The sequence below is a fragment of the Rhodococcus sp. NPDC003322 genome (assembly GCF_053589555.1).
In genome coordinates this window covers 440,578-463,193 of sequence record NZ_JBSFSC010000001.1, presented here as the reverse complement: position 1 = coordinate 463,193, position 22,616 = coordinate 440,578, and the positions used below count along the sequence as shown (strand labels likewise).

General features: G+C 71.0%; 19 protein-coding genes. 6 read left to right on the top strand and 13 right to left on the bottom strand.

Going from position 1 to position 22,616, the window contains the following annotated elements:
* Positions 1-3 precede the first annotated feature (3 nt).
* Positions 4-963 carry an NAD-dependent epimerase/dehydratase family protein gene (locus tag ACWDUM_RS02240; protein WP_450112881.1) on the bottom strand — a complete coding sequence of 320 codons (960 nt, stop codon included), beginning with the start codon at positions 961-963 and terminating at the stop codon, positions 4-6.
* A 324-nt stretch (positions 964-1,287) separates the two neighbouring features.
* On the opposite strand from ACWDUM_RS02240, the gene ACWDUM_RS02235 reads away from it, so the two are divergent.
* Both ACWDUM_RS02235 and ACWDUM_RS02230 read left to right on the top strand, forming a co-directional pair.
* Positions 1,288-2,643 (top strand): ricin-type beta-trefoil lectin domain protein, encoded by a 1,356-nt coding sequence (locus ACWDUM_RS02235; protein ID WP_450132715.1) that lies wholly within the window; start codon positions 1,288-1,290, stop codon positions 2,641-2,643.
* 82 nt (positions 2,644-2,725) lie between these two features.
* The gene (locus ACWDUM_RS02230; RefSeq protein WP_450132714.1) at positions 2,726-3,664 is read left to right on the top strand and encodes a glycoside hydrolase family 16 protein; all 939 of its coding nucleotides are present in this window, start codon (positions 2,726-2,728) and stop codon (positions 3,662-3,664) included.
* Between the two features lie 40 nt (positions 3,665-3,704).
* Here ACWDUM_RS02230 and ACWDUM_RS02225 read toward each other — a convergent pair whose 3' ends face one another.
* The 3 genes from ACWDUM_RS02225 to ACWDUM_RS02215 all read right to left on the bottom strand — a co-directional run bounded on the left by ACWDUM_RS02225 (position 3,705) and on the right by ACWDUM_RS02215 (position 7,644).
* Positions 3,705-5,117, bottom strand: a complete 1,413-nt coding sequence (locus ACWDUM_RS02225; RefSeq protein ID WP_450132713.1) for a class II fumarate hydratase — start codon at positions 5,115-5,117, stop codon at positions 3,705-3,707.
* Between the two features lie 98 nt (positions 5,118-5,215).
* Positions 5,216-6,250, bottom strand: a complete 1,035-nt coding sequence (gene glpX, locus ACWDUM_RS02220; protein WP_450112885.1) for a class II fructose-bisphosphatase — start codon at positions 6,248-6,250, stop codon at positions 5,216-5,218.
* A gap of 113 nt (positions 6,251-6,363) precedes the next feature.
* Positions 6,364-7,644: a hypothetical protein gene (locus tag ACWDUM_RS02215; RefSeq protein ID WP_450132712.1), complete on the bottom strand. Its 1,281-nt coding sequence runs from the start codon at positions 7,642-7,644 to the stop codon at positions 6,364-6,366.
* A 97-nt stretch (positions 7,645-7,741) separates the two neighbouring features.
* On the opposite strand from ACWDUM_RS02215, the gene ACWDUM_RS02210 reads away from it, so the two are divergent.
* Positions 7,742-8,311 carry a DUF4245 domain-containing protein gene (locus ACWDUM_RS02210; protein ID WP_450112887.1) on the top strand — a complete coding sequence of 190 codons (570 nt, stop codon included), beginning with the start codon at positions 7,742-7,744 and terminating at the stop codon, positions 8,309-8,311.
* An 18-nt stretch (positions 8,312-8,329) separates the two neighbouring features.
* On the opposite strand, the gene ACWDUM_RS02205 is transcribed toward ACWDUM_RS02210, so the two are convergent.
* The 3 genes from ACWDUM_RS02205 to ACWDUM_RS02195 are packed head-to-tail and all read right to left on the bottom strand — an operon-like array spanning position 8,330 to position 10,439.
* Positions 8,330-8,539, bottom strand: coding sequence for an exodeoxyribonuclease VII small subunit (locus ACWDUM_RS02205; RefSeq protein ID WP_450112888.1), 210 nt, complete (start codon positions 8,537-8,539; stop codon positions 8,330-8,332).
* On the bottom strand, positions 8,536-9,822 hold the full coding sequence (gene xseA / locus ACWDUM_RS02200; RefSeq protein WP_450112889.1) for an exodeoxyribonuclease VII large subunit: 1,287 nt from the start codon (positions 9,820-9,822) through the stop codon (positions 8,536-8,538). The genes ACWDUM_RS02205 and xseA overlap by 4 nt, the downstream gene beginning before the upstream one ends.
* Positions 9,819-10,439: a lipid droplet-associated protein gene (locus ACWDUM_RS02195; protein ID WP_450112890.1), complete on the bottom strand. Its 621-nt coding sequence runs from the start codon at positions 10,437-10,439 to the stop codon at positions 9,819-9,821. Before ACWDUM_RS02195 ends, xseA begins: the two co-directional genes overlap by 4 nt.
* A 99-nt stretch (positions 10,440-10,538) precedes the next feature.
* Between ACWDUM_RS02195 and ACWDUM_RS02190 the strand changes: the two genes are divergently transcribed.
* Positions 10,539-11,543 (top strand): 4-hydroxy-3-methylbut-2-enyl diphosphate reductase, encoded by a 1,005-nt coding sequence (locus ACWDUM_RS02190; protein ID WP_450112891.1) that lies wholly within the window; start codon positions 10,539-10,541, stop codon positions 11,541-11,543.
* Here ACWDUM_RS02190 and ACWDUM_RS02185 read toward each other — a convergent pair.
* Positions 11,534-12,502, bottom strand: coding sequence for a DUF6542 domain-containing protein (locus tag ACWDUM_RS02185; RefSeq protein WP_450112892.1), 969 nt, complete (start codon positions 12,500-12,502; stop codon positions 11,534-11,536). The two genes, ACWDUM_RS02190 and ACWDUM_RS02185, sit on opposite strands and share 10 nt — an antisense overlap.
* A gap of 129 nt (positions 12,503-12,631) precedes the next feature.
* On the opposite strand from ACWDUM_RS02185, the gene ACWDUM_RS02180 reads away from it, so the two are divergent.
* Together ACWDUM_RS02180 and ACWDUM_RS02175 are read left to right on the top strand one after the other, a co-directional pair.
* A complete protein-coding gene (locus ACWDUM_RS02180; protein WP_450132711.1) occupies positions 12,632-13,813 on the top strand; it encodes a metallophosphoesterase family protein in 1,182 nt (393 codons plus the stop codon).
* Positions 13,810-16,788: an AAA family ATPase gene (locus ACWDUM_RS02175; protein WP_450132710.1), complete on the top strand. Its 2,979-nt coding sequence runs from the start codon at positions 13,810-13,812 to the stop codon at positions 16,786-16,788. Before ACWDUM_RS02180 ends, ACWDUM_RS02175 begins: the two co-directional genes overlap by 4 nt.
* On the opposite strand, the gene ACWDUM_RS02170 is transcribed toward ACWDUM_RS02175, so the two are convergent.
* The 5 genes from ACWDUM_RS02170 to ACWDUM_RS02150 form a co-directional block, all read right to left on the bottom strand.
* The gene (locus ACWDUM_RS02170) at positions 16,785-18,044 is read right to left on the bottom strand and encodes an AI-2E family transporter (RefSeq protein ID WP_450132709.1); all 1,260 of its coding nucleotides are present in this window, start codon (positions 18,042-18,044) and stop codon (positions 16,785-16,787) included. The two genes, ACWDUM_RS02175 and ACWDUM_RS02170, sit on opposite strands and share 4 nt — an antisense overlap.
* A 9-nt stretch (positions 18,045-18,053) precedes the next feature.
* Positions 18,054-18,557 carry a methylated-DNA--[protein]-cysteine S-methyltransferase gene (locus tag ACWDUM_RS02165; protein ID WP_450132708.1) on the bottom strand — a complete coding sequence of 168 codons (504 nt, stop codon included), beginning with the start codon at positions 18,555-18,557 and terminating at the stop codon, positions 18,054-18,056.
* Positions 18,554-20,035 carry a DNA-3-methyladenine glycosylase 2 family protein gene (locus ACWDUM_RS02160; protein WP_450132707.1) on the bottom strand — a complete coding sequence of 494 codons (1,482 nt, stop codon included), beginning with the start codon at positions 20,033-20,035 and terminating at the stop codon, positions 18,554-18,556. The genes ACWDUM_RS02165 and ACWDUM_RS02160 overlap by 4 nt, the downstream gene beginning before the upstream one ends.
* Positions 20,036-20,111: 76 nt before the next feature.
* On the bottom strand, positions 20,112-20,294 hold the full coding sequence (locus tag ACWDUM_RS02155; protein ID WP_450132706.1) for a YbdD/YjiX family protein: 183 nt from the start codon (positions 20,292-20,294) through the stop codon (positions 20,112-20,114).
* Positions 20,294-22,594, bottom strand: a complete 2,301-nt coding sequence (locus tag ACWDUM_RS02150) for a carbon starvation CstA family protein (protein ID WP_450132705.1) — start codon at positions 22,592-22,594, stop codon at positions 20,294-20,296. The genes ACWDUM_RS02155 and ACWDUM_RS02150 overlap by 1 nt, the downstream gene beginning before the upstream one ends.
* Positions 22,595-22,616: the final 22 nt, after the last annotated feature.

Here is a 22,616-nt window from a genome sequence, read left to right as displayed (position 1 = left end):
ACCTCAGACTGACACCGGCCGGGTCGGGTCGGTGGCCCGGAAGTGTGCGACGGTGCGGGCGATTCCCTCCTCGAGATCGACCGACGGGCGCCAGCCGAGGACGCTGCGGGCCAGGCCGGCGTCGAGCGCGGATCGTCGGACGTCGCCGGGTCGCTCGGGTTTCCACACCGGCTCGGTGGTCGCGCCCGTCGCGCGGGCCACGAGGCGGTTCAGTTCCAGATCGCTGGTCTCCACCCCGGTGCCGATGTTGAACCGCAGGCCGGATCCGAGCGGACCGGACGCGGCGACCATGGCCGAGACGACGTCGTCGACGTACACGTAGTCGCGGGTGTTGCCGCCGTCTCCGAACAGGGTCGTGGGGCGTCCGGCGAGCATCTCGCGAGCGAAGATCGCCACCACTCCCGCCTCGCCGTGCGGGTCCTGGCGAGGGCCGTACACGTTGGCCGGAGCGATGTGGGAGCACTCCAGTCCGTGCAACTGCCGGAAGCTGTCGAGGTAGATCTCGCCGCTGACCTTGCTCACCGCGTAGGGCGACACCGGTTGCACCGGAACTTGCTCTGTGACAGGGAGGTTCGCGGGCGTGCCGTAGATCGAGCCGCCCGAGGACGTGAAGACGACCTTGCGGACCCCGGCCGATGCGGCCGCCGAGCCGACCCGGATCGTGCCGAGGATGTTGGTTTCGGCGTCGAGGATCGGGTCGGTGACGCTGCGCCGGACGTCGATCTGCGCGGCGAGATGGAAGACCACCTCGGGCGCGAATGCCTCGAAGGTGGGTCCGAGGTCGTCGTGGCGGATGTCGAGCGTCTCGAGGTCGACGGCGTCGGTCGCCAGCGCTGCGGCGAGGTTGTGTTCCCTGCCGCGACTGAGGTTGTCGACGACCAGGATCCGGTGGCCGTCACCGCGTAGCCGGTCGACGAGCGTCGACCCTATGAAGCCGGCGCCACCGGTCACCACCACTCGCACAGGTATGCCTTCCCTTACTTCCCGGATGTCGTTCGGCAGTTTAAGCACACGCAGGCCGTCGTGGGGGAGTCAGGTTCGCCCGCCCTCGGTCCGCGCCGCCCGCAGGGAGGGTGAGAATTTGGTGCGTGTTTTGTGGCCCCGCTTGCCCGGATAACCGGAATGGGCCGTGCTAGCGTTCATTTCTGAACACCTTTTTCGGTACCGCATGCGAACCGCCCTCCGTGCCCATCGTCATGAATGGGGAAAAGAATGGTTCATCGTCGTGTGCGCAAAATTCCTGCCGTTCGAGAAGTCGTCGGTCCCGAAAGTTCTTCCTATCGATTCGTGAATTCCGGTCGCGGCTCCGTGACGCGGCTGCTGCTGTCCCTGGTCGTCGCGGCGGGCGCCACCGCCGGCGGGATCGTCACGACATTCCAGGCCGCGGCCGCGACCGCGGGTACCGTCCGCACCCAGGGCGGACTGTGCCTGGACAACAAGTGGGGTGTCACCACCGACGGAAACCCGGTGCAGGTGTACGGGTGCAACGGGTCGACCGCGCAGAACTGGAGCGTCGAGTCGGACGGCACCGTGCGGGTGCAGGGCAAGTGCCTGACCCCGAAGACGAACCGACCCGGTGCGGCACTGACCATCTCCGGGTGCACCGGCGCGGCCGCGCAGCGGTGGAATCCGCGCGCCGACGGATCGGTGTCGTCGCAGGCCAGCGGCCTGTGTGTGGAGAACACCGGTGGCAGGGAGGTGGACGGGAACCCGGTGACCATGCGTTCGTGCAGCGGCGCCGCCGCGCAACGGTGGGCATACTCCGGATCCGTGCCGACCACCCCGACGACCACCGCGGTCGCTCCCACCACGACCGTCGCCCCCACGACCACCGTCGCCCCGACGACGACGGTCGCGGTCCCGACCACCACGGTCGCTGCGCCCGTCTCTCCGTCCGGAGTGACTGCCCCGAAGGGCAATCTGCCCGGCTGGCGGCAGATCTTCGTCGACGACTTCACCAAGGACGCGGCGGTGGGGACATGGGCGAACGCGTGCGACCCGGACCGCATCGTCTACACCGGCGCGCAGGGGCAGAAGTGGCGCACGTACCCCAGCTGCTATCTCGACACATATCAGAAACGTCCGTATCGACCCGACGAGGTGCTCAGTGTCGGCAACGGGGTGATGAATTTCCATCTGCACCCCGTGAACGGAATTCCCGCCGGAGCGAATCCGTCGCCACTGATCGACGGCGTCGGTCAATATCAGACCTACGGCCGGTATTCGGCGCGATTCAAGGTCGACAACGCCAACCTGAACGAGTACTACGTGGCGTGGCTGCTCTGGCCGCAGTCCGAGCGATGGCCGGTCGACGGTGAATTCGACTTCCCCGAGGGCGGCCTCGCCGGCACCGTCGGCGGCTTCCATCACTACTCCGGCGCGGGGTCGTGTGTCGGCGGCTGCCAGGACGTCGCCGCCGACATCGGTGCCCGGTTCACCGACTGGCACACCTACACGATCGAGTGGTCACCCGGCCGGATCCGATACCTGCTCGACGACAGGGTGGTCCTCGACAGCACCGCGTGGGTGCCGTCGACGCCGATGCGCTGGCAGCTGCAGACCGAGACGAACGGAACCGGTACCAGCAACGGCAACCTGCTCGTCGACTGGGTCTCGGTGTGGGCGTACGACCCGGCGGCCTGAGCATCCGAACCTGACATCCCGGAAATTCCGACAGGGCCTTTAAGGTGAGCAACGAACTTTCCCTCACCTCTTGGAGTTTCGGATGCCCCGCTCAACCCGCCACTTCCGCCGCCGCGTAGGCGTAGCGGTCGCCGCGCTCACCGCACTCGGGGTGGTCGCGGCGCCCGCCGCCTCGGCCCAGATCACGCTGCCCGAGGGACTCGAATGGGTCGGCAGCGCCGACGTCGGAAGCAACGTGACCGGCAGCCTGAGCACTCCGGTGTCCGGCACCCAGGCGGCACCGCGTGAACAGTTGGCCGGCTGGAAGGAGATCTTCGTCGACGACTTCACCACCGACGCACCGGTGGGCAGCTTCGCCAACGCCGAGTGCAACAATCCCGGCAAGATCGTCTACACCGGCACCGAGAACACCCGCTGGCGCACCTACCCCGAGTGCTACACCGACACCTTCAACAGCTTCCCGTACCGAGCCGACCAGGTGCTCAGCGTCCACGACGGCGCCCTCGACTACAACCTGCACGAGGTCGACGGGAAGCGGGCAGGTGCGAACCTGTCCCCGGTGATCTCCGGCGACGAGCAGGGGCAGCTGTACGGCCGCTATTCCGCCCGCATCAAGACCAGCCACCCGTACATCACCGGCTACCGGCTCGCGATGCTGCTGTGGCCGACGTCCGAGGTCTGGCCGAGCGAGGGCGAGCTGAACTTCCCCGAGGGCGAGTTGACCGGCCCGATTCGCGGGTACCACCACTTCGCCGAACCCGACGCGACGGCGAACTCGCAGGTCATCTCGGAGTACGACTACTCCGACTTCAGCCAGTGGCGCACGGTGACAACCGAGTGGACCCCGGACACCGTCCGGTTCATCCTCGACGGCAGGGTTCTGCTCGAGTCCCACCGCGGGGTGCCGAACACCCCGATGCGTTGGCAGCTGCAACTCGAGTCCAGCCTGTACCCCGACCTCGGCAGCGGCAACTTCTACGTCGACTGGGTGCGTGTGGACGCCTGGGACGGCGCGCGGTAGCGCCCAATCGCCAGGCGCCACCGCGCAGGTCCCGTCCGCGTCACTTCGTCGCGGGCGGGACCTTTGCCATCGCGAGTACGTCGAGGCGGCGGTCCAGCTCCTCCTCGGACAGGCCGTCGCCGACCAGCCCGCGGTCGATGACCGTCTGCCGAATCGTCTTGCGCTCCTTGAGCGCCTCCTTCGCCACCGCGGCCGCCTCCTCGTAGCCGATCGCCGAGTTCAACGGCGTCACGATCGACGGCGACGACTCGGCCAGCGTGCGCAGGTGTTCGGTGTTCGCGACGAGCCCCTTGACGCAGCGGTCTGCGAACAGTCGGGACACGTTGGCCAGCAACCGAATCGATTCGAGGATGTTGCGGGCCATCACCGGGATGTAGACGTTCAGCTCGAACGCGCCCGCGGCGCCGCACCAGGCGACGGTCGCGTCATTGCCGACGACCTGCGCCGCGACCTGGGTGACCGCTTCCGGCAGCACCGGATTCACCTTTCCCGGCATGATCGAACTGCCCGGCTGCAGGTCCGGCAGGCGGATCTCGCCGAGACCGGTCAGCGGACCCGACCCCATCCAGCGGATGTCGTTGGCGATCTTCGTCAGCGACACCGCGATCGTGCGCAGGGCCCCCGACGCCTCGACCAGCCCGTCCCGCGCCGCCTGCGCCTCGAAACTGTTGCGGGCGGGCGACAGTGCATCGATTCCGGTCGAGTCGACCAGCCTCGCCACCACCTTCGGGCCGAACCCGTCCGGGGCGTTGAGCCCGGTGCCGACCGCGGTGCCGCCGATCGGCAGTTCGCCGAGGCGGGGGAGTGCGGCCACGACCCGCTCGATACCGGCCTCGACCTGGTGGGCGTAGCCGCCGAACTCCTGCCCGAGCGTCACCGGCACGGCGTCCATCAGATGGGTGCGGCCCGACTTGACCACGGTGCGCCACTCGGTTGCCTTGTCCACCAAGGCAAGTCGCAGATGATCGAGGGCGGGGATCAGGTCCCTGACCGCGGCCTCGGTGGCGGCGAGATGCGTCGCGGTCGGGAAGGTGTCGTTCGACGACTGCGACATGTTGACGTGGTCGTTCGGATGTACCTCGACCCCGTGCGCGAGCGCGATCGAGGCGATCACCTCGTTGGCGTTCATGTTCGAGCTGGTCCCCGAGCCGGTCTGGAACACGTCGATCGGGAACTGGTCGTCGTGGCGGCCGTCGGCGATCTCGGTCGCGGCGGCGACGATCGCGTCGGCCTTCTCCGCGTCCAGCAGACCGAGATCCCGGTTGACCTGGGCGCACGCCGCCTTGAGCAGTCCGAGTGCCCGGATCTGGGCGCGTTCGAGACCCCGGCCGGAGATCGGGAAGTTCTCCACCGCGCGCTGAGTCTGTGCCCGCCACAGGGCGTCGACCGGAACCCGGACCTCGCCCATGGTGTCGTGCTCGATGCGGAACTGCGGTTCGCTGTTCTCAGTCATGCACCCAGCTTGCCACCGCCGCAACGACCGAAGGGCCCCTTGTTGCGCGCGTGGCGCACGAAGGGACCCTTCAGCTGGAGTGTTGCGGGGAGAACTCGTCAGGGCAGCGGCGGCTGTGCGCCGTCGACGCCGGTGAAATTGATCGAGGAGAACTCGTGCAGCTTCTCGAGGCGGTGGTAGGCCTCGATCATGCGGACCGTGCCCGACTTGGAACGCATGACGATCGACTGCGTCGTCGCGCCGCCGCCGTAGTAGCGCACACCCTTGAGCAGCTCACCGTCGGTGACACCGGTCGCGCAGAAGAAGATGTTCTCGCCGGTGACGAGTTCCTCGGTGCGCAGCACCCGATCGAGGTCGTGGCCGGCGGCGAGGGCCTTCTCCCGCTCCGCGTCGTCCTTCGGGGCCAGCCGGCCCTGCAGCGCGCCACCCATGCAGCGCATCGCCGCGGCCGCGATGATGCCCTCGGGGGTGCCGCCGATGCCGAGCAGCATGTCGACGCCGGAGTCGGGGCGGGCCGTGGCGATCGCGCCGGCCACGTCGCCGTCGGAGATCAGCCGGATGCGGGCGCCGGTCTCCCGGATCTCGCGGATGATGTCGGCGTGCCGCGGGCGATCGAGGATCGTCACGGTCGTGTCGGAGACCGCGCGGTTCTTGGCCTTCGCCACGCGGCGGATGTTCTCGGCGACACCGGCGGCCAGGTCGATCACGTCGGCGGCCTCGGGGCCGACCGCGATCTTGTCCATGTAGAACACGGCAGACGGGTCGAACATGGCGCCGCGCTCGGACACGGCGAGCACCGCGATCGAGCCGGGCGCGCCCTTGCTCATCAGCGTGGTGCCGTCGATCGGGTCGACCGCGACGTCGCACAGCGGACCGTCGCCGTTGCCGACCTCCTCGCCGTTGTACAGCATCGGGGCTTCGTCCTTCTCGCCCTCACCGATGACGACGACGCCCTGCATGGACACCGAGCTGACCATGTGGCGCATGGCGTCGACGGCGGCACCGTCGCCGCCCTCCTTGTCGCCTCGCCCGACCCAGCGGCCGGCGGCCATCGCGGCAGCCTCGGTGACCCGCACCAACTCGAGTGCGAGGTTCCGGTCCGGTGCTTCGCGGTGACTCGTGCTGGCCGTCATGGGCGGTGCCTCCTCGCTGGCGACCGGAAAGCCGCCCTGGGTGTGTTCGTGGACGCGAAACGAATCGCGCGGCGTAATTGTCTCATCCGGCGCCCGCGTCCACCCGAGCCGGTCTACTGGCCCGCGACCACGGACCACCCGGTGGTCAGGTCGCGGATCAGGGCCGGTGCGCGCGCCACCACCCGCTGCTGATCGGCGAAGGTCGCGAAGGGCAGGCCGAGGAGCGCCCCGATCTCGCCGGGCCGTTGCTCGGCGAGCAGACGGTAGGCCGGCGCCGTGTCCCCTGCGATGTACCGCCAGCGTGGTCCCCGGTCGGCCCAGTTGAAGTCGGGCAGCGGCGCCTGCACCCGGACGCCGGCCCCGCCGGGCGCCGTCGCCGCGTGCACGGTGAGCGGTGCGAAGACGCCCGGCGCGCGGGTGCCGGGGATCGACGGCTGCGCGGCGACGGTGGTGACGTATGCGAGCACGCGCCCGGCGCCGTCCCGGCCGCGAGCCGTCGCGTCCCACTGGTCGGCGACGATCGTGTTCTGCTCACGGTCCGCCATCCGTACGACCGCGTCCGCGCGCCCCTCGGGCGAGCCGGTGAAGATCGCCTCCCAGGCGGCCTCGGTGTTGGCGTCGAGCAGTCCGGCCGCGCGCATCTCCTCGATCGCGGGCCGCCCCTCGGTCAGGTAGGCCTCGTGCATCGGCACCATGTCGAAGTAGATGTGTTTCTGCATCACGAGCAGTCGCTGCTGGTACCAGTCCAGATCGTCGGCGGTCAGGGTGGGCGCGACGGTGGCCAGGGCGCGCACGTCGTCCGGCAGTCGTTCCGCCGCGTCCGTGGGCAGCGTGCCGACCGCCGCCGCGACGGCTTCGCCGATCCGGTGCACCGCGTCCACGGACAGCACGCCCCGCCCGGTGTCGATGTCCAGGAAGCCGGCGGTGAACGATGCTCCAGCCATCCCGGCCATGCCCGCCCAGTTCAGTTCGGCCCGCTCCCTCTGATAGCGGCCGTAGTTCGCGTACACCCGGTTCACCAGTTCCGCGTTCGCGGCGAAACCGGTGCGAGGATCCCAGGTGCCGAGGTCGATGCCCGATGCCTCGGCGCCCCGCGCCAGCCAGTACTGGTGCAGCAGCGTCGAGTAGCGGACGGGCGCGAGTCGGTCGGCGCGGGCCGCGGCGACGGCCCGACCGAGAACCCGGGAGTCGGTGGGCAGTCGCGGGTCCAGCCCGCCCGGATCCTCGGCGTCGGCGTTGGCGGGCACGAGATCGAGCAGGTCGTGGTACTCCACGTCGCCCGGCACGTGTGGGGTCGCGGTCGCCGGCGCCGTCGTCGCCGCCACGGCCAGAGCCACACCGGTGATCGCCAGGGCCAGACGGTGTGGCCGGGGGAGTCGGCTGCGAAGGCTCATGGTCCGACAACTAACCACATGTATGTAACTTTGCGTACGGGTTTCGGTGGTGGTCCCGACCGCCGTCACCGCGCGGCATGCTGGGATACTCGTTGTCGTGGCAGCTGGCGACAAACCCCGAATTCTTCAGAACAACCGCGACATCATCTGGTCGTTGATCCCGCTCGTGTTGTTCGCGGTGATCATCGCGGGGGTCGCCCGGTCGTGCTCGTTCAGCCCCGGCGGCCCGACCGCCGGACCGGTCCCGCAGTTCGACGTGAAGGCGGCGCTGGGTTTCGACGCGGCCGAACTGGACTTTCCGATCCGCAATCCCGCCGTGCCCGACGCCTGGCAGCCGAACTCCGGTAGCCGGGGCACCGTCAGCGGCGACAACGGCGGCGACGTCAGCACCGTCGGCTACATCACCGACGCCGGCCGCTACCTGCAGTTGAGCCAGTCGGCCGCGGCGGAAGAGCCCCTGGTGTCGTGGGTGGCCGGTGGACCGCGCACCGCGAGCGGCGCCGAGCAGTTCGCGGGCAACTCCTGGGTGCAGTTCAGCGAGGAGGGCAGCGAGCCGATCTGGGTCACCGATCTCGGGGACGTGCGGGTGCTGATCACCGGCAGCGGCTCGACCGAGGAGTTCGGCGAGCTCGCCGACGCGGTCGGACAGGCCCAACCGCTGTCCTGACCGCCCCGATCGCGGCGGCTAGTCCTCGTCGGTGTGCGCGAGGGCCTTCTCGACCCGGGCCCGCGCACCCGCGAGGTGCTCCTCGCACCTCTTGGCCAGTGCCTCGCCCCGCTCCCACAGTGCCAGCGAGTGATCGAGGTCCAGGCCACCCTGCTCGAGCAGTTTGACCACCTCCGCCAGCTGGTCGCGGGCGGCCTCGTAGCCGAGCTCGGACACGGGTTCGTTCACTTCTGTTCTCCTGACTTGTCCCTGCCCATGACCGCGGCGATCACCGCGCCGTCGGCGACGCGCACCCGCAGCTGGGTGCCGGGCGGAGCGTCCTCCACCGACCGCAGCACCTCCGGATCCGAACCCGGCACGACCCGCTGCACCACCGCGTAGCCGCGGGCGAGCGTCGCGGCCGGGCCGAGCGTGGTCAGCCGCGCCGCCATGTGTTCGAGCACTGTCGACTGGCCGTCGACCAGCCTTCGGATGTCGCGTCGGCCCGCCTCCCGCAGGCGCGTCACGTCCTCGGCGCGACGTTCCACCGCCGCGAGCGGGTCCGCGAGCACCGGCCGGCTGCGCAGGTCGGCCAGCGACCGGGCCTCCCGCGCCACCCAGTTCCTCAGCGCCGCCGCGCCGCGCGCCCGGAAGTCCGCGACCAGCGCCTGCTCGGCGACCGCGTCGGGCACCACCTTCTTGGCCGCGTCGGTAGGTGTCGCCGCCCGGACGTCCGCCACCAGGTCGCACAGCGGGTTGTCGGGCTCGTGGCCGATGGCGCTGACGACCGGGGTGGTGCACGCGACGATCGCCCGGCACAGCGTCTCGTCCGAGAAGGGCAGCAGGTCCTCGACGCTGCCGCCGCCGCGAGCCAGGACGATCACCTCGACCGCCGGGTCCGCGTCGAGTTCGGCGAGCGCCTCGACGATCTGCGCGGTCGCGGTCGGACCCTGGACTGCGGTGTTGCGGATCGCGAAGTTCACGGCAGGCCACCGGGCGCCGGCGACGCTGAGCACGTCGCGTTCGGCCGCGCTCGCACGGCCGGTGATCAGCCCGATGGTGCGGGGCAGGAACGGCAGCGGCCGCTTCAACCGGGGGTCGAACAGGCCCTCCGCCGCGAGCAGTCCCCGAAGTCGCTCGATCCGGGCCAGCAGTTCCCCGATCCCGACCGGCCGGATCTCCGTCACCCGCAGGGAGACGGTGCCGCGGCCGGTGTAGAACGACAGCTTGCCGAACATGACGACCCTGGTGCCTTCGGTCAGCGGAACCGGGCTGTCCCGGATCAGGGTCGGGGAGCAGGTCACCGACAGCGACATGTCCGCGGACGGATCCCGCAGGACCAGGAACGCCGTCCGGGTGCCGGGCCGGACGTTGATCTGGGTGATCTGACCTTCGACCCAGATGCTGCCGAGCCGGTCGATCCAGGCCGCGACCTTCGTCGACACCGACCGGACCGGCCACGGGTTCTCGGCGGAGTTCGACGTCTGGGCCGAGGGCCGGGTGCTCGGCGGGGTGGGGCTGGCAGCGGTCACTTGGCGCTGGCGGAGGTGATGCGGTTGCCGAGCATGGTCTGGAACGGGGCCCGGTTCCGGGTGCCGTTCTCGTAGTCGAGCAGCGCGGTCAATTCCTCGATGGACAGGGTGCGCAGCCGCGCCCGCAACTGCGCGAGGGTGAGGTTGTCGTAGTCCAGGTACTCGGCGATCTCGGGGCGCTCACCGTCGGTGGCCGGTTCCTTCGTCGCCGCGGCCTTCGGGGCGGTGGCCGTCGCCTTGGGGGCTTTCGGCTCCGCCGTGGTGGCGCCCTCGGCCGGGGTCATGGAGTACAGCTCGAATCGGCCCTGGTTCGCCGGGGCGGCAGGTGCCGGCGCGGACCGTCCGGTGCCGTTGTGCTGCGGGGACGCGTCGGCGTCCTCGTCGAATGTGGCCCACGAGGGCTGTTCCTCGGACTGCGGGAACAATCCCGACAGTGCCTCGTCCCCCTTGATGGCCAGGGCGGTGACGGCCTGCTGCACGTGCATGCCCGTCTGCAGCACCGTGCTGACCGCGGTCATCGGCAGCGTGACCGCCGTGGCAGGCAGTTTCTGCACCTCTTCGACGATCGTTGCCGCGATACCGGCAGCCACGCGGGCGGCGAAAGGGGGACGGAACATGGTCCTAGAGTGCCCTACCGGGGCGTCATTTGGTAGCCGGGACACGGGGCGCCCCCGGCTGGCGGGGCCCCACCTCGCCGCCCCCCGTACCCTGGAGGCATGTCTTCCGCTGTCCCCCTGAACCTGGGAATCACCGGCACCGGCGCGTCGAACTCGGCGACCGGCAAGCGGGTCCTGCTCGCCGAACCTCGCGGCTACTGCGCCGGCGTGGACCGTGCGGTCGAAACGGTCGAGCGGGCGCTCGAGAAGCACGGCGCGCCGATCTACGTGCGCAAGGAGATCGTGCACAACCGGCACGTCGTGGACACCCTCGCCGAGCGGGGCGTCGTCTTCGTCGACGAGACCGACGAGGTGCCGGAGGGGTCGGTGCTGGTGTTCTCCGCGCACGGCGTCTCGCCGGCCGTGCACGAGGCCGCGGACGCCCGCAGCCTGCACACCATCGATGCCACGTGCCCGTTGGTGACCAAGGTGCACCAGGAGGCGAAGCGATTCGCGCGCGACGACTTCGACATCCTGCTGATCGGCCACGAGGGGCACGAGGAGGTCGAGGGCACCGCCGGTGAGGCGCCCAACCACGTGCAGTTGGTGGACGGCCCCGAATCCGTCGACGCGGTGACCGTTCGTGACGAGAACAAGGTCATCTGGCTGTCGCAGACGACATTGAGTGTCGACGAGACGATGGCCACCGTTTCCCGACTGCGGGAGAAGTTCCCCAAGCTGCAGGATCCGCCGAGCGACGACATCTGCTACGCCACCCAGAACCGGCAGGTCGCGGTCAAGGCGATGGCGCCCGAGTGTGATCTGGTGATCGTCGTCGGTTCCCGGAACTCGTCGAACTCGGTGCGACTGGTGGAGGTCGCCCTCGGTGCAGGCGCGAAGGCGTCGCACCTGGTGGACTACGCCCGCGAGATCGACCCGGCATGGCTGGAGGGGGTGCGCACGGTCGGCGTCACCTCAGGGGCGTCGGTGCCGGAGATCCTGGTCGGCGGGGTCATCGAACTGCTCGCCGAGCACGGCTTCGGTGACGTGCAGACCGTCACGACCGCGAACGAGACGCTGGTGTTCTCGCTGCCGCGCGAGCTGCGCAAGCCCGCTCAGCGGTAGCGGTACGGGGGGTCCTGCGGGGTGTCGCCGCGGTCCCGGTACCGCACCTGCGGGATCGGGTGCAGCGGGACCTCGGGCTCCGATCCGTACTCGTGGCCCTCGGCCCGGGCGGCCGGGCGGGAACCGGTGTACGCCGGACCGGGCTGTGCCGGCGCGGCCTCGTAACGGCGTCCCTGGGTGCGGTCCGGCCGGTCGTGCTGCGCCGGCCGATCGGGGCGGGGTGCCCGCTCGTGGGGGCGCGCGAACTGCTGCGGGCGGTCGAACGATTCGGTCCGCTCCTCGGACGATTCGCTGTGCGCCGCACGTGCCGGGTAGCGGCCCGTCGGGAAGCTGCCCGGTGCATGTGCGGGCTGGGACGGGTCCGCCGACCGCCCGGCGGGGCGGCGGACCGGACGCTCGGACCGTTGCTGCTCGCGTGGCCGGTCGGGTTCGGCGACGGTTTCGGTCCGATCCGCCACCGTCCGCGGTTCGGTCTCGGTGCGCCGCGCACTGCCGGATCGGCGCGCGGGCCGGGCGATGATGCCGGCCGCCTGGTGCCGGATGTACATGCGTCCGGCACCGATCGCGCAGACGACGAGCGTGGTCGCCAGCATCAGCGGGAACCGGTTGACCAGCGGGATCGCGACATTGAGCAGCAGATCCTTCAGGCCGCCGCCCCCGGGCGAGAACTGCTGGTACGCGAGCGGCACCGCGACCACCAGGATCAGCGGGGGCTGGACCATCGCGGTGAACAGTCCGCGGTTGCGGACCGCGAGGATCGCGGCGAGGCAACCGAGGAAGAAGAAGACGGAGAACGCCGCGGTCAGTTCGTTGCCACGGACCGCGTCGATGACGAACCCGACGAGCGTGGCCGCCACCGCGATCGCGACGGCGCCCCAGGCAGGCACGCCCGGGACTGTGGCCAGCGCCGATCGCTGCGCGAGCGGCACCCCGGATCGAGCACGTTGGGTTGCAGACACGTCTAGACATTAGCTGCTGCCGGCCCGATCCCACCGTTGGCGGGACCGTTTGTGGGAACGATCTCCGTCGACGCGTGCCGGGGGCCTGGCGTCGGCGGCGGTGTCGGTGCCCTCGTCTACGGTCGGCACATGCGAATCCTGCACACCTCCGACTGGCACATCGGGCGCACCTTCCACGGCGTCGATCTGCTGGCGGACCAGGCCGCCGCGCTGGACGCGATCGCGCGGCTGGTGACCGAGCACGGAGTCGACGTCGTCGTGGTGCCCGGTGACGTCTACGACCGGGCCGTCCCGAGCGCGGACGCCGTCACGGTGTGCAACAGAGGGTTCGAGGCGATCCGGGCCGCAGGTGCGGTGATCGTCGCGACATCCGGCAATCACGACTCGCCGGCCCGCCTCGGTGCCGGCGCGGCCTTCGCCGCGGCCGGTGGCCTGCACCTGATGACGAGGGTGGGTCAGGTCTCGACGCCGGTGGTGCTGTCCGACGAGCACGGCCCGGTCGCCTTCTACGGCATTCCCTATCTCGAACCGGAGACCACCCGCGCCGAACTCGGCGTTCCGACGGCACGCACCCACGCCGACATCCTGGACGCGGCGATGACCCGGGTCCGCGAGGACCTGGCCGACCGGTCACGTGCCGGCACGCCTGCCCGGTCGGTGGTGCTCGCCCACGCCTTCGTCGTCGGTGCGGAGGCGACCGGATCGGAACGGTCGATCTCGGTCGGCGGGGTCGAGACGGTCTCCGTCTCGGCGTTCGACGGTGCCGACTACGTCGCGCTCGGTCACCTCCATTCACCCCAGACTCTGACCGACTGCGTGCGGTACTCGGGTTCGCCCCTGCCGTACTCGTTCGGCGAACGGACCCACCGCAAGGCGGTGTGGATCGCCGACCTGGACGCGGACGGGCTGGCCCGGGTCGACCGCCACGACCTTCCGGTGGTGCGCGGGCTGAGCCAGCTGACCGGCACCGTCGAGGAACTGCTCGGCGACGACGCGTTCGCGTCCGCCACCGGCGACTACGTGTCGGCGGTCCTGACCGACCCGGTCCGCCCGGTGGACGCGATGCGGGTGCTCCGGGACCGATTCCCGCATCTGGTGCACGTGGAATGGGTACGCCCGCAGGATGATTCGGACCTCAAGTATCGGGACAAGGTCCGCGGGCGCAGCGACCGCGGGATCGTGACCAGCTTCCTCACCGACGTCCGCGCCGAGCCGACCGCGAGCGAGCTGCGGTGGGTGGAACAGGCGCTGGGCGCGGCGGACCGGGAGGTCGACGGTCCGCCCTCCGGCGGCGTGGAGGCCGTCGCGTGAGGCTGCACGAACTCGAGGTGACGGCGTTCGGCCCGTTCGGCTCCACCGTCACCGTCGACTTCGACGAGCTCGGTGCGGACGGGCTGTTCCTGCTGCACGGCCAGACCGGCGCGGGCAAGACCACCATCCTCGACGCGGTCGCATTCGCGTTGTACGGGCGGGTGCCCGGCGCCCGGCAGGAGGGCAAGCGGCTGCTGTCCGACCACGCCGCCCCCGGAACGCCACCGAAGGTGGTGCTGGAGGCCACGATCGGCGGCCGGCGACTGCGGATCACCCGCAGCCCCGAGTTCCAGCGGCCCAAGCTGCGCGGCACCGGCACCACCAAGGAGAACGCCAAGGCCACCCTCGAATGGCTGGACGGTCACGGCGAGAACCTGACCCGGCTCGACGAGATCGGTGAGGTGGTGGGGCGGCTGCTCGGGATGAGCGCCGACCAGTTCTTCCAGGTGGCCCTGCTGCCGCAGGGCGACTTCGCGCGGTTCCTGCGGGCGGACACCGAGGAGCGGGGCGTGCTGCTCGAGCGGCTGTTCGACACCGGGCGGTTCGCCACGGTCGAGGAGTGGTTCGCGAATCGGCGTCGTGAGACCGAGACCGCGGTGTCCGGCAAGAAGGCCGCGGTGGACCGGTTGGCGGCGCAGGTGTCGGCGGCGGCGGGCATCGAGGCCGGCGCGGACGCCGATCCGGTCGCGTGGGCGGCGCGGCTGGTCGACGAGGCGCGAGAGGTGGGCGAGTCCGCGGCCCTCGCCCTCACCGCGGCCCAGTCGGCCGCGGTCCGCACCGAGAACGCCCTGCGCCGCGCCCGCGAGGTGCGGCAGCTGCAGGACCGGGCCGCCCAGGCCCGGACCAAACTCGACCAGGTGGCCGCGGGACGCGAAGCGCGGGACGCGCTCGCCCTCGAACACGACCGCGCCGTGCGCGCGGTGCCGGTGACGGCGGCCGACGTGCTCGCCGAACGCGCCGACCGGGCGGGCGCGACCGAGCGGACCCGCGTGGACGAACTCGCCCGCGCCGTCGCCCGGGAGCCGGAGGGAGCGGCCCTGGTCGGCCGCGTCTCCTGGCCGGACCGACCGGGGGACGCGGAAATCCTGGCGGTGGCGGTCGGGGACTGGGGGGCGGAGGCCGCCCGCCTGCGTGACCTGATCGACCGGGACGCGCAGCGTCGCGCGGCGCGTGTCGAGCACGAGGGCGTACGCGCCCGCCGTGCCGAATTGGCTTCTGCCGCAACCGCGGTCGCGGATCGTCGGGCCGCGGTTCCGGCGGAGATCGAGCGGTGCGAGGCGGAACTGAGCCGGGTTCGCGACGTCGCCGCGATGGTGCCGTTGCGGGCCGAACAGCTCGACGCGGCGCGGGAACGGGTCGCCGCGGCCACCGAACTCGACCGGGTGCGTGCCGAGCGCGCCGCCGCCGGCGAGCGACACGAGCGGGCCCGCCTCGCCCATCTCGACGCGCGGGAGGCGCTTGCGGACTTGCGGGAGCGGCGGATCGCGGGGATGGCCGCGGAACTGGCCGCCGATCTCGCCGACGGCGACCGGTGCCCGGTGTGCGGGTCGGGGGACCATCCCGAGCTCGCCCGCCCCGCGGACGGGGCCGTCACCAAGGCCGACGAGGACGCCGCTCGGGCCGTCGAACAGCAGTGCGGCCGGGACGTGGACGGCGCGGGTGCACTGCTCGCGGACCTGGACCGCAGGGCGCAGGTGCTCGCCGACCGCGCCGGTGACACCGACCGGGGCACCCTCCTCGCCGCGGTTGCCGCGGCGGAGGACGCCCACACGGCCGCGCAGGCCGCGGCCGCCGCGGAGCCCGCGGCGGCGAGGACACTCACCGGACTGCGAGGGGAGAGCGACAACCTCGCCCGCCGCGCCGAGGTGCTCGCCACCGAACTGGCCGCACTGGACCAGCGGATCGCCGACGAGACCCGTCGCCTCGCCGAACTGGACGCGGAGATCGCGCAGGCCGTCGGGGCGGAGACGGACCTGCAGTCGCGTCGTGACCGGCTCGAAGCGCTCGCCGCCGCGACCACGGCCCTGCGCGACCAGCGGGCGTCGGCGTCCCGTGCCGCGGCCGCCGCGCTGGACGCCGGCGCGCACGCCGCGCGCGCGGCCGTCGACGCCGGCTTCGACACCCCGGAGCAGGCCCGCGCCGCGGTCCTCCCGCAGTCGCGGATCGACGAGATCGAGGCGGTGCTGACCGCCGCCCGCGAGGAGCGGGTGTGGTCCGAGGTGGTGCTCGCCGAACCGGCGGTCGTCCAGGCACTTTCCCTGGACCCCGCCGACGTGTCTGCGGCCGAGGCGGCACACGCGGCCGCGGCCGCCGCCCGCGACGACGCCATGAAGGCCGCGACCGCGGCGGACGACCGCGCCGCGAAGGTCGAGCACTACGCACAGGCACTGGCCGCCGAGGTCGAGGCTCTGGGACCCGCGCTGCGCCGGTACGAGGAGCTGGCCGCGCTGGCCGAGGTCATCGCCGGCCGCGGGCAGAACGCGCGCAAGATGTCGCTGCGCTCCTACGTCCTTGCGGCGCGGCTCGAGGAGGTCGCATTGTCGGCGTCGGTGCGGCTGCGCCGAATGTCCTCCGGCCGTTACGAGTTCGTTCACGAGGACGGCGCCGGTCCGCGCGGCAAACGCGGCGGTCTCGGTCTCGACATCCGTGACGACTACACCGGTGTGGTGCGGTCCGCGAAGACCCTCTCCGGCGGCGAGTCGTTCCTGGCGTCGCTGGCGTTGGCGCTCGGGCTGGCGGACGTCGTCGCCGCCGAGTCCGGTGGCGTGGTCCTGGACACCATGTTCATCGACGAGGGCTTCGGCACCCTCGACGCCGAGACCCTCGAGTCGGTGATGGGCGTCCTCGACGAGCTGCGTGAGGGCGGCCGCGTCGTCGGGATCGTCAGCCACGTCGACGAGATGCGGCAGCGGATCCCGAGCCGGCTGCACGTGGTGCGGGGCCGGGCCGGGTCGACGCTCGAGGTGGTGGCCTAAGCCGGGCCGGGGAGGCCGGGCAGGCTGCCGGTGCCGGTGCCGTTGCTTCCGGCGCTGTTGTCGGCGGCCGCGTCGCCGACATCCGGTGGTCCGGCTGAGGTGGCGTCGGCCGCGTCCTGTTCGTCGAGTCGCCGGTCGATCTGTTCACCGATGTACCGGATCACCACCGCGACGCAGGCGGCCACCGGGACCGCGAGGAATGCGCCGACGATGCCGTACAGAGAGCTGCCTGCGGTCACCGCCAGCAGCACGATCGCCGCGTGCAGGTTCATGCTGCGGCTCTGCAGCACCGGCTGGAGCACGTTGCCCTCGAGCTGCTGCACCGCGAGCACGATGATCAGGATGATCAGTGCGGTGGTCCAGCCCTTCGCGACCAGGGCGACGAGCACCGCCAGTGCGCCGGCGACGAAGGCGCCGACGATCGGGATGAAGCCGCCGATGAACGTGAGCACCGCGAGCACCGGCGCCAGCGGCACACCCAGGATCACCAGGCCGAGGCCGATGAAGAACGCGTCGACGAAGCTGACAAGCGCCTGGGTGCGGATGAAGCCGCCGAGGGTGTCCCACACCTGCACCGCCACGGCCTCGAAGTGGCGACCGGCCCTGCCGCCGCTGACCGAGTGCAGCCACGGCAGGAACCGCGGCCCGTCCTTGATGAAGAAGAACGTCAGCACCAGGACGAGCGCGATCGCGATCAGCATCGAGGCGGTCGCGCTGACGCCGCTGAACACGCCGGTCGCGATGGACTGCGCACTCGACTGCAACTTGGAGATGATCGCCTGGACGGCGGAGTCGATCTGATCGTCCCGCAGGTTCACCGGCGGGCCCTGCAACCAGTGCTGGACCGTCCGCAGGCCCTCGCTGGCCTTGTTGGCCAGTTCCGGGGCCTGGTCCACCACCGACGGCACGATCAGCGCGATGACTCCGGAGAGCACGGCGAAGAATCCGGCGATCGTGATGCCTGCGGCCGCGGCGGGCGGCACGCCCCGCTTCGTCATCGCGCGGGTCGGCGGCCACAGGACGGTGGACACGACGATGGCCATCAGCACCGGCAGCACCACGACCCACAGCTCGCCGAGGATCGCCCACACCACCCAGGCTCCGGCCGCGATCGCGACCAGGCACAGCGACCACTTGGCTAGCCACATGCCGCCGGCGCCGAGCACCTCGCCGCGGTCGATGAAGCGGCGCCGGGGCGGTTTCGGGTCGGCGGTGGTGGGCGTTTCGCTCACGGGCGGTCCTTCCTGGCGGGGCACGCGCCGAATCTACCCCTCGGACTGCTCGTGGGAGAGGAGCCAGCGTTTCGTCGGCAATCCCCAGCGGAATCCGCCGAGGGCGCCGCCGACCCGCACCACCCGGTGGCAGGGCACGAACAGGGCTGCTGCGTTCCGCGCGCACGCCGACGCCGCGCCGCGCACCGCGGCCGGACGTCCGGCGAGCGCGGCGAACTCGGTGTACGTCACCGGCTCGCCGGGCGGGACCTTCCGTAGCACTTCCCAGGCGGCCTCGAGGAACTCGCCCGAGTGTTGTTTCACGGGAATCGAATCGATGCCGTGCAGGTCTCCGGCGTGGTAGTCGGTGACGGCGCGGGTGACCTCGCCGAGGTCGGCGCGCGCCGTCGATTCGGTCGGCCGCAGGCTGGGGTGGATCAGGGGGAGTAGGACGTCGACGTGGGGCGTCCAGCCGGACGCGAGCACCGCACCGTCGCGGTCGGCGACGACGGTGAACGGTCCCGCGGCGGTGGGCACGGTGCAGTGGTGGGCGGTCATCGGGGTTCCTTCGGATCGGGGTCGGGTGTGGCCGCGAGCGCGCCGCGGGCGGCGAGTGCCGTGTGCCACAGGTGCATCGAGGCGTACGAGCGCCACGGCGTCCAGCGGTCCTGGGCGCGGAGGTCCACACCGAGGAGGTGTGCGCCTCGGGCGGCGACGAGGTCGGAGTCGAGCAGGATGTCGGGGTCGGCGAGGGTGCGCATCGCCACGTAGTCGGCGGTCCACCTACCGATCCCCTTGTGGGAGAGCAGCTCCGCGCGCAGGTCGGCCGAGGTCCGGCCCGCGTGCAGCGTCAGCGATCCGTCGGCGAGCGCAGCCGCGACCGCGATCACCGCGTCGACTCGGCGAGCGGGCCCGGTGACCACTTCTCGGCCACGTGCGGCGATCGTCGCGGGGGAGGGGAACGCGTGCGTCAGGTGTGGGTCCTCGATCGGATCGCCCAGCTCCGCCACCAGCCGCGCAGTGTGGGTCGCCGCCGCGGAGACCGAGATCTGCTGCCCGATCATGGTGCGCAACAGCAACTCTCCAGGGTCGACGCATCCGGGAACCCGGATGCCCGGTGTCGTCACGATCGCGGGGGCGAGCGCGGGGTCGCGGCGCAGCGCGTCGTCGACGGCCTGGGGGTCGGCGTCCAGGTCGTACAGGTGCCGCAGCCGGGCGACGGCGGGGGCGAGGTCACGCATGTCGTGCAGGGTCAGGTCGGCGCGTACGTGGTCGTCGGCGAGCAGGGCCGCCGCGACCCCGGCGCCGTGCGGGAGCCGCAACACCCGCCGGTACTGCCCGCCGACGACCTGTTCGAGGCCCCGGACCGCATGGGCGGACAGGAACCAGCCGAACCAGGCGCGGTCGAGGGGCGGACGGTACGGCAACCGCAGCGAGACGGTGCCTGCGGCCGAGGGCGGGCCGGAACCGCGGCGCGCGGCGTCGGCCCGCATCTGTGTCGGTGTCGCGGCGAACACCTCGCGGACGGTGTCGTTGAACTGGCGGATGCTGGAGAACCCGGCGGCGAAGGCGATGTCCGACATCGGCATTGCGGTGGTTTCGACCAGCAGGCGCGCGGTGTGTGCGCGGTGCGCCCGGGCAAGGGAGAGTGGACCTGCACCGAGCTCGACCGTGAGTGTGCGTGTGAGCTGCCGAGCCGAGTAACCCAGCGCGGCAGACAGCCCCTCCACCCCGCCGCGTTCCACCTCGCCGTCACGAATCAGCCGCATCGCCCGGGCGGCGAGATCGGAGCGGACGTTCCACTGTGGGGAGCCGGGTGCGGCGTCCGGGCGGCAGCGGCGGCAGGCCCGGTAGCCCGCCTGCTGCGCGGCGGCCGCGGTCGGCAGGAACGTGACATTGGCCCGCTTCGGGGTGATCGCCGGGCAGGACGGGCGGCAGTAGATGCCGGTGGTGCGGACGGCGGTGTAGAACTGCCCGTCGAAGCGCGTGTCCCGGGACGAGACGGCCCGGTAGCAGCGGTCGAAGTCGAGGTTCATGTCCTCCAGGGTGTCAGCGCCCCGCCTCCGACGCTAGCGGAAATCGGCCATCGCCGTCGCGCGACCGGTTCTCCTGTCAGCAGCAGCGGGCGCCGGGGTTGCGGTCGGCGGCCGCGTGCCGCTCGCGCCAGTACTCGCGTTCGGACGGCACCGGGACGCCCGGGTGCGCGCGGTGGTGGTGCGCCACGAACCGCTGGTAGTCGTGGTCACCCATCACCGACTTGAGCCACCAGAGCACGCCGCGTACCACGCCGGGCATCAGTGGTGTCCCGTCGTGTGTGCGGCGCCGGGCGCGCGGACCTTGCCCTCCGCGATCAGCGTGTCCCACTCGTGCTGGATCTGCCGCTCTGCCTTGGTCGGGACGAACCCGGCCGGCCCGAAGATCTTCGACGGGACCGTCGGCGCCTCGGTGTCGGGGAGGCCGCCCGCGCGATACGCCTTGACGCACACGATCACTCCGACCACCGCCACGATCAGGACCAGAACCGCGAACACGATCGACAGCGTGCCCTGGATGAAGGTGTTTCGGATGACCGCGTCCATGGCCTCTGGGGTCTTCGCCGTCCCGAACGACGTGTCGCCCGCTGCCTTCGCGTCCCGGAAGGCGTTGTGCTGCGCCCAGTATCCGATCGCGGGCACGTCGGAGAAGATCTTCTCCCAGGACGCCGTCATCGTGACGATCAGGTCCCACACCAGTGGTATCGCTGGTATCCAGGCCCACTTGAACAGGCCCTTCTTCATCACCACGACCAGGACCACGGTCAGCGCGATCGCGGCGAGCAGCTGGTTGGCGATGCCGAACAGGGGGAACAGGGTGTTGATGCCGCCGAGCGGATCGGTCACGCCCATCAGCAGCACCCCGCCCCACAGGCCGACCACGATCGCGGAGCACAGCCACGCGCCGGGGCGCCAGGACGGATCCTTGAACCGTCGTGCCGCGGCGCCGAAGTTTCCGAGCGAGTCGGAGAGCATGAACCGGGCGACGCGGGTACCGGCGTCGACGGTGGTGAGGATGAACAGCGCCTCGAACATGATCGCGAAGTGGTACCAGAACGACCGCAGCGACTCGCCGCCGATGACCTGGTGCATCACCTCGGACATGCCGAACGCCAGGGTGGGGGCGCCGCCGGTGCGGGAGACTATCGACTCCTCGCCGACGGCCGCGGCCGCCTCGTTCAGTTGCGCGGTGGTGATGTCGGCGCCGGGAAGGCCGAGGCCGTTGAGGTACGCGGGCGCGCTGTCGGCGGTGCCGCCGGTGAGGGCGGCCGGAGCGTTCAGTGCGAAGTACAGGTGCTGGTCGAGGATGCACGCGGTGACCAGTGCCATGATCGCCACGAACGACTCGGTGAGCATGCCGCCGTAGCCGATCATCCGGGTCTGTCGTTCCTTCTCCAGCAGCTTCGGGGTGGTGCCGGAGGCGATCAGCGCATGGAATCCGGACAGCGCGCCGCAGGCGATGGTGATGAACAGGAACGGGAACAGCGAGCCGGCGAACGCGGGACCCTCGCCGTTCTTCGCGAACTCGGTCATGGCCGGCATCTGGATCGCGGGCTGCGCCACCAGGATTCCGGCAGCGAGCAGCAGAATGGTGCCGATCTTCATGAAGGTGGACAGGTAGTCGCGCGGGGCGAGCAGCAGCCAGACGGGCAGTACCGAGGCGGCGAATCCGTAGGCGATCATCAGCCACGCGATGGTCACCTTCGACAGGGTGAACCAGCTTGTTCCCCAATCGGTCTCGGCGACCCACCCTCCGCCGACGATGGCCAGCAGGAGCAGGACGACGCCGATCAGCGACACTTCGGAGACCTTGCCGGGCCGCAGGAATCTCAGGTAGACGCCCATGAACAGCGCGATCGGGATGGTCATGGCGATCGAGAACACGCCCCACGGGCTCTCCGCGAGCGCATTGACCACCACCAGCGCGAGCACCGCGATGATGATGATCATGATGACGAAGACGCCGATCAGGGCCGCGGTGCCGCCGACCACGCCGAGTTCCTCGCGGGCCATCTGACCGAGGCTGCGGCCGCGGCGTCGCGACGAGATCCACAGCACCAGGAAGTCCTGTACCGCGCCGGCGAAGACGACGCCGATGATGATCCACATGGTGCCCGGCAGGTAGCCCATCTGGGCCGCCAGCACCGGACCGACGAGGGGACCGGCGCCGGCGATGGCGGCGAAGTGGTGGCCGAACAGCACCCGCCGATCGGTCGGCATGTAGTCCTTGCCGTTCTCGAGCACCTCGGCGGTCGTCGCGCGGTCGTCGCGTGGCTGGACGATCTTGTTCTCGATCAGCCGGGCGTAGAACCGGTAGGCGATCAGGTAGGTGCACACCGCCGCGATGACGAACCACACGGAGTTCACGTGCTCGCCCCGCACGATCGCGATCATCGTCCAGGCCACCGCGCCGAGGAGGCCGATCGCGGCGAAGATCAGCTTCTTCGCCGGGGTGATCGGACTCCGATCGACGACACCGACGGGAGGCAGGTCCGGATCGGTGTACAGGAACTCGATGTTCGGGTCGGCACTCGGCTTGCCGGGACTCGTTGCCGTCGTCATGGCGGACCTCCCTCCGGAGCGG

Excerpts from the sequence above, each read along its gene's own strand:
- ACWDUM_RS02230 (WP_450132714.1), top strand. The coding sequence starts at position 2,726 with ATGCCCCGCTCAACCCGCCACTTCCGCCGCCGCGTAGGCGTAGCGGTC.
- ACWDUM_RS02225 (WP_450132713.1), bottom strand. The coding sequence starts at position 5,117 with ATGACTGAGAACAGCGAACCGCAGTTCCGCATCGAGCACGACACCATG.
- glpX (WP_450112885.1), bottom strand. The coding sequence starts at position 6,250 with ATGACGGCCAGCACGAGTCACCGCGAAGCACCGGACCGGAACCTCGCA.
- ACWDUM_RS02215 (WP_450132712.1), bottom strand. The coding sequence starts at position 7,644 with ATGAGCCTTCGCAGCCGACTCCCCCGGCCACACCGTCTGGCCCTGGCG.
- ACWDUM_RS02195 (WP_450112890.1), bottom strand. The coding sequence starts at position 10,439 with ATGTTCCGTCCCCCTTTCGCCGCCCGCGTGGCTGCCGGTATCGCGGCA.
- ACWDUM_RS02190 (WP_450112891.1), top strand. The coding sequence starts at position 10,539 with ATGTCTTCCGCTGTCCCCCTGAACCTGGGAATCACCGGCACCGGCGCG.
- ACWDUM_RS02180 (WP_450132711.1), top strand. The coding sequence starts at position 12,632 with ATGCGAATCCTGCACACCTCCGACTGGCACATCGGGCGCACCTTCCAC.
- ACWDUM_RS02165 (WP_450132708.1), bottom strand. The coding sequence starts at position 18,557 with ATGACCGCCCACCACTGCACCGTGCCCACCGCCGCGGGACCGTTCACC.
- ACWDUM_RS02160 (WP_450132707.1), bottom strand. The coding sequence starts at position 20,035 with ATGAACCTCGACTTCGACCGCTGCTACCGGGCCGTCTCGTCCCGGGAC.
- ACWDUM_RS02155 (WP_450132706.1), bottom strand. The coding sequence starts at position 20,294 with ATGCCCGGCGTGGTACGCGGCGTGCTCTGGTGGCTCAAGTCGGTGATG.
- ACWDUM_RS02150 (WP_450132705.1), bottom strand. The coding sequence starts at position 22,594 with ATGACGACGGCAACGAGTCCCGGCAAGCCGAGTGCCGACCCGAACATC.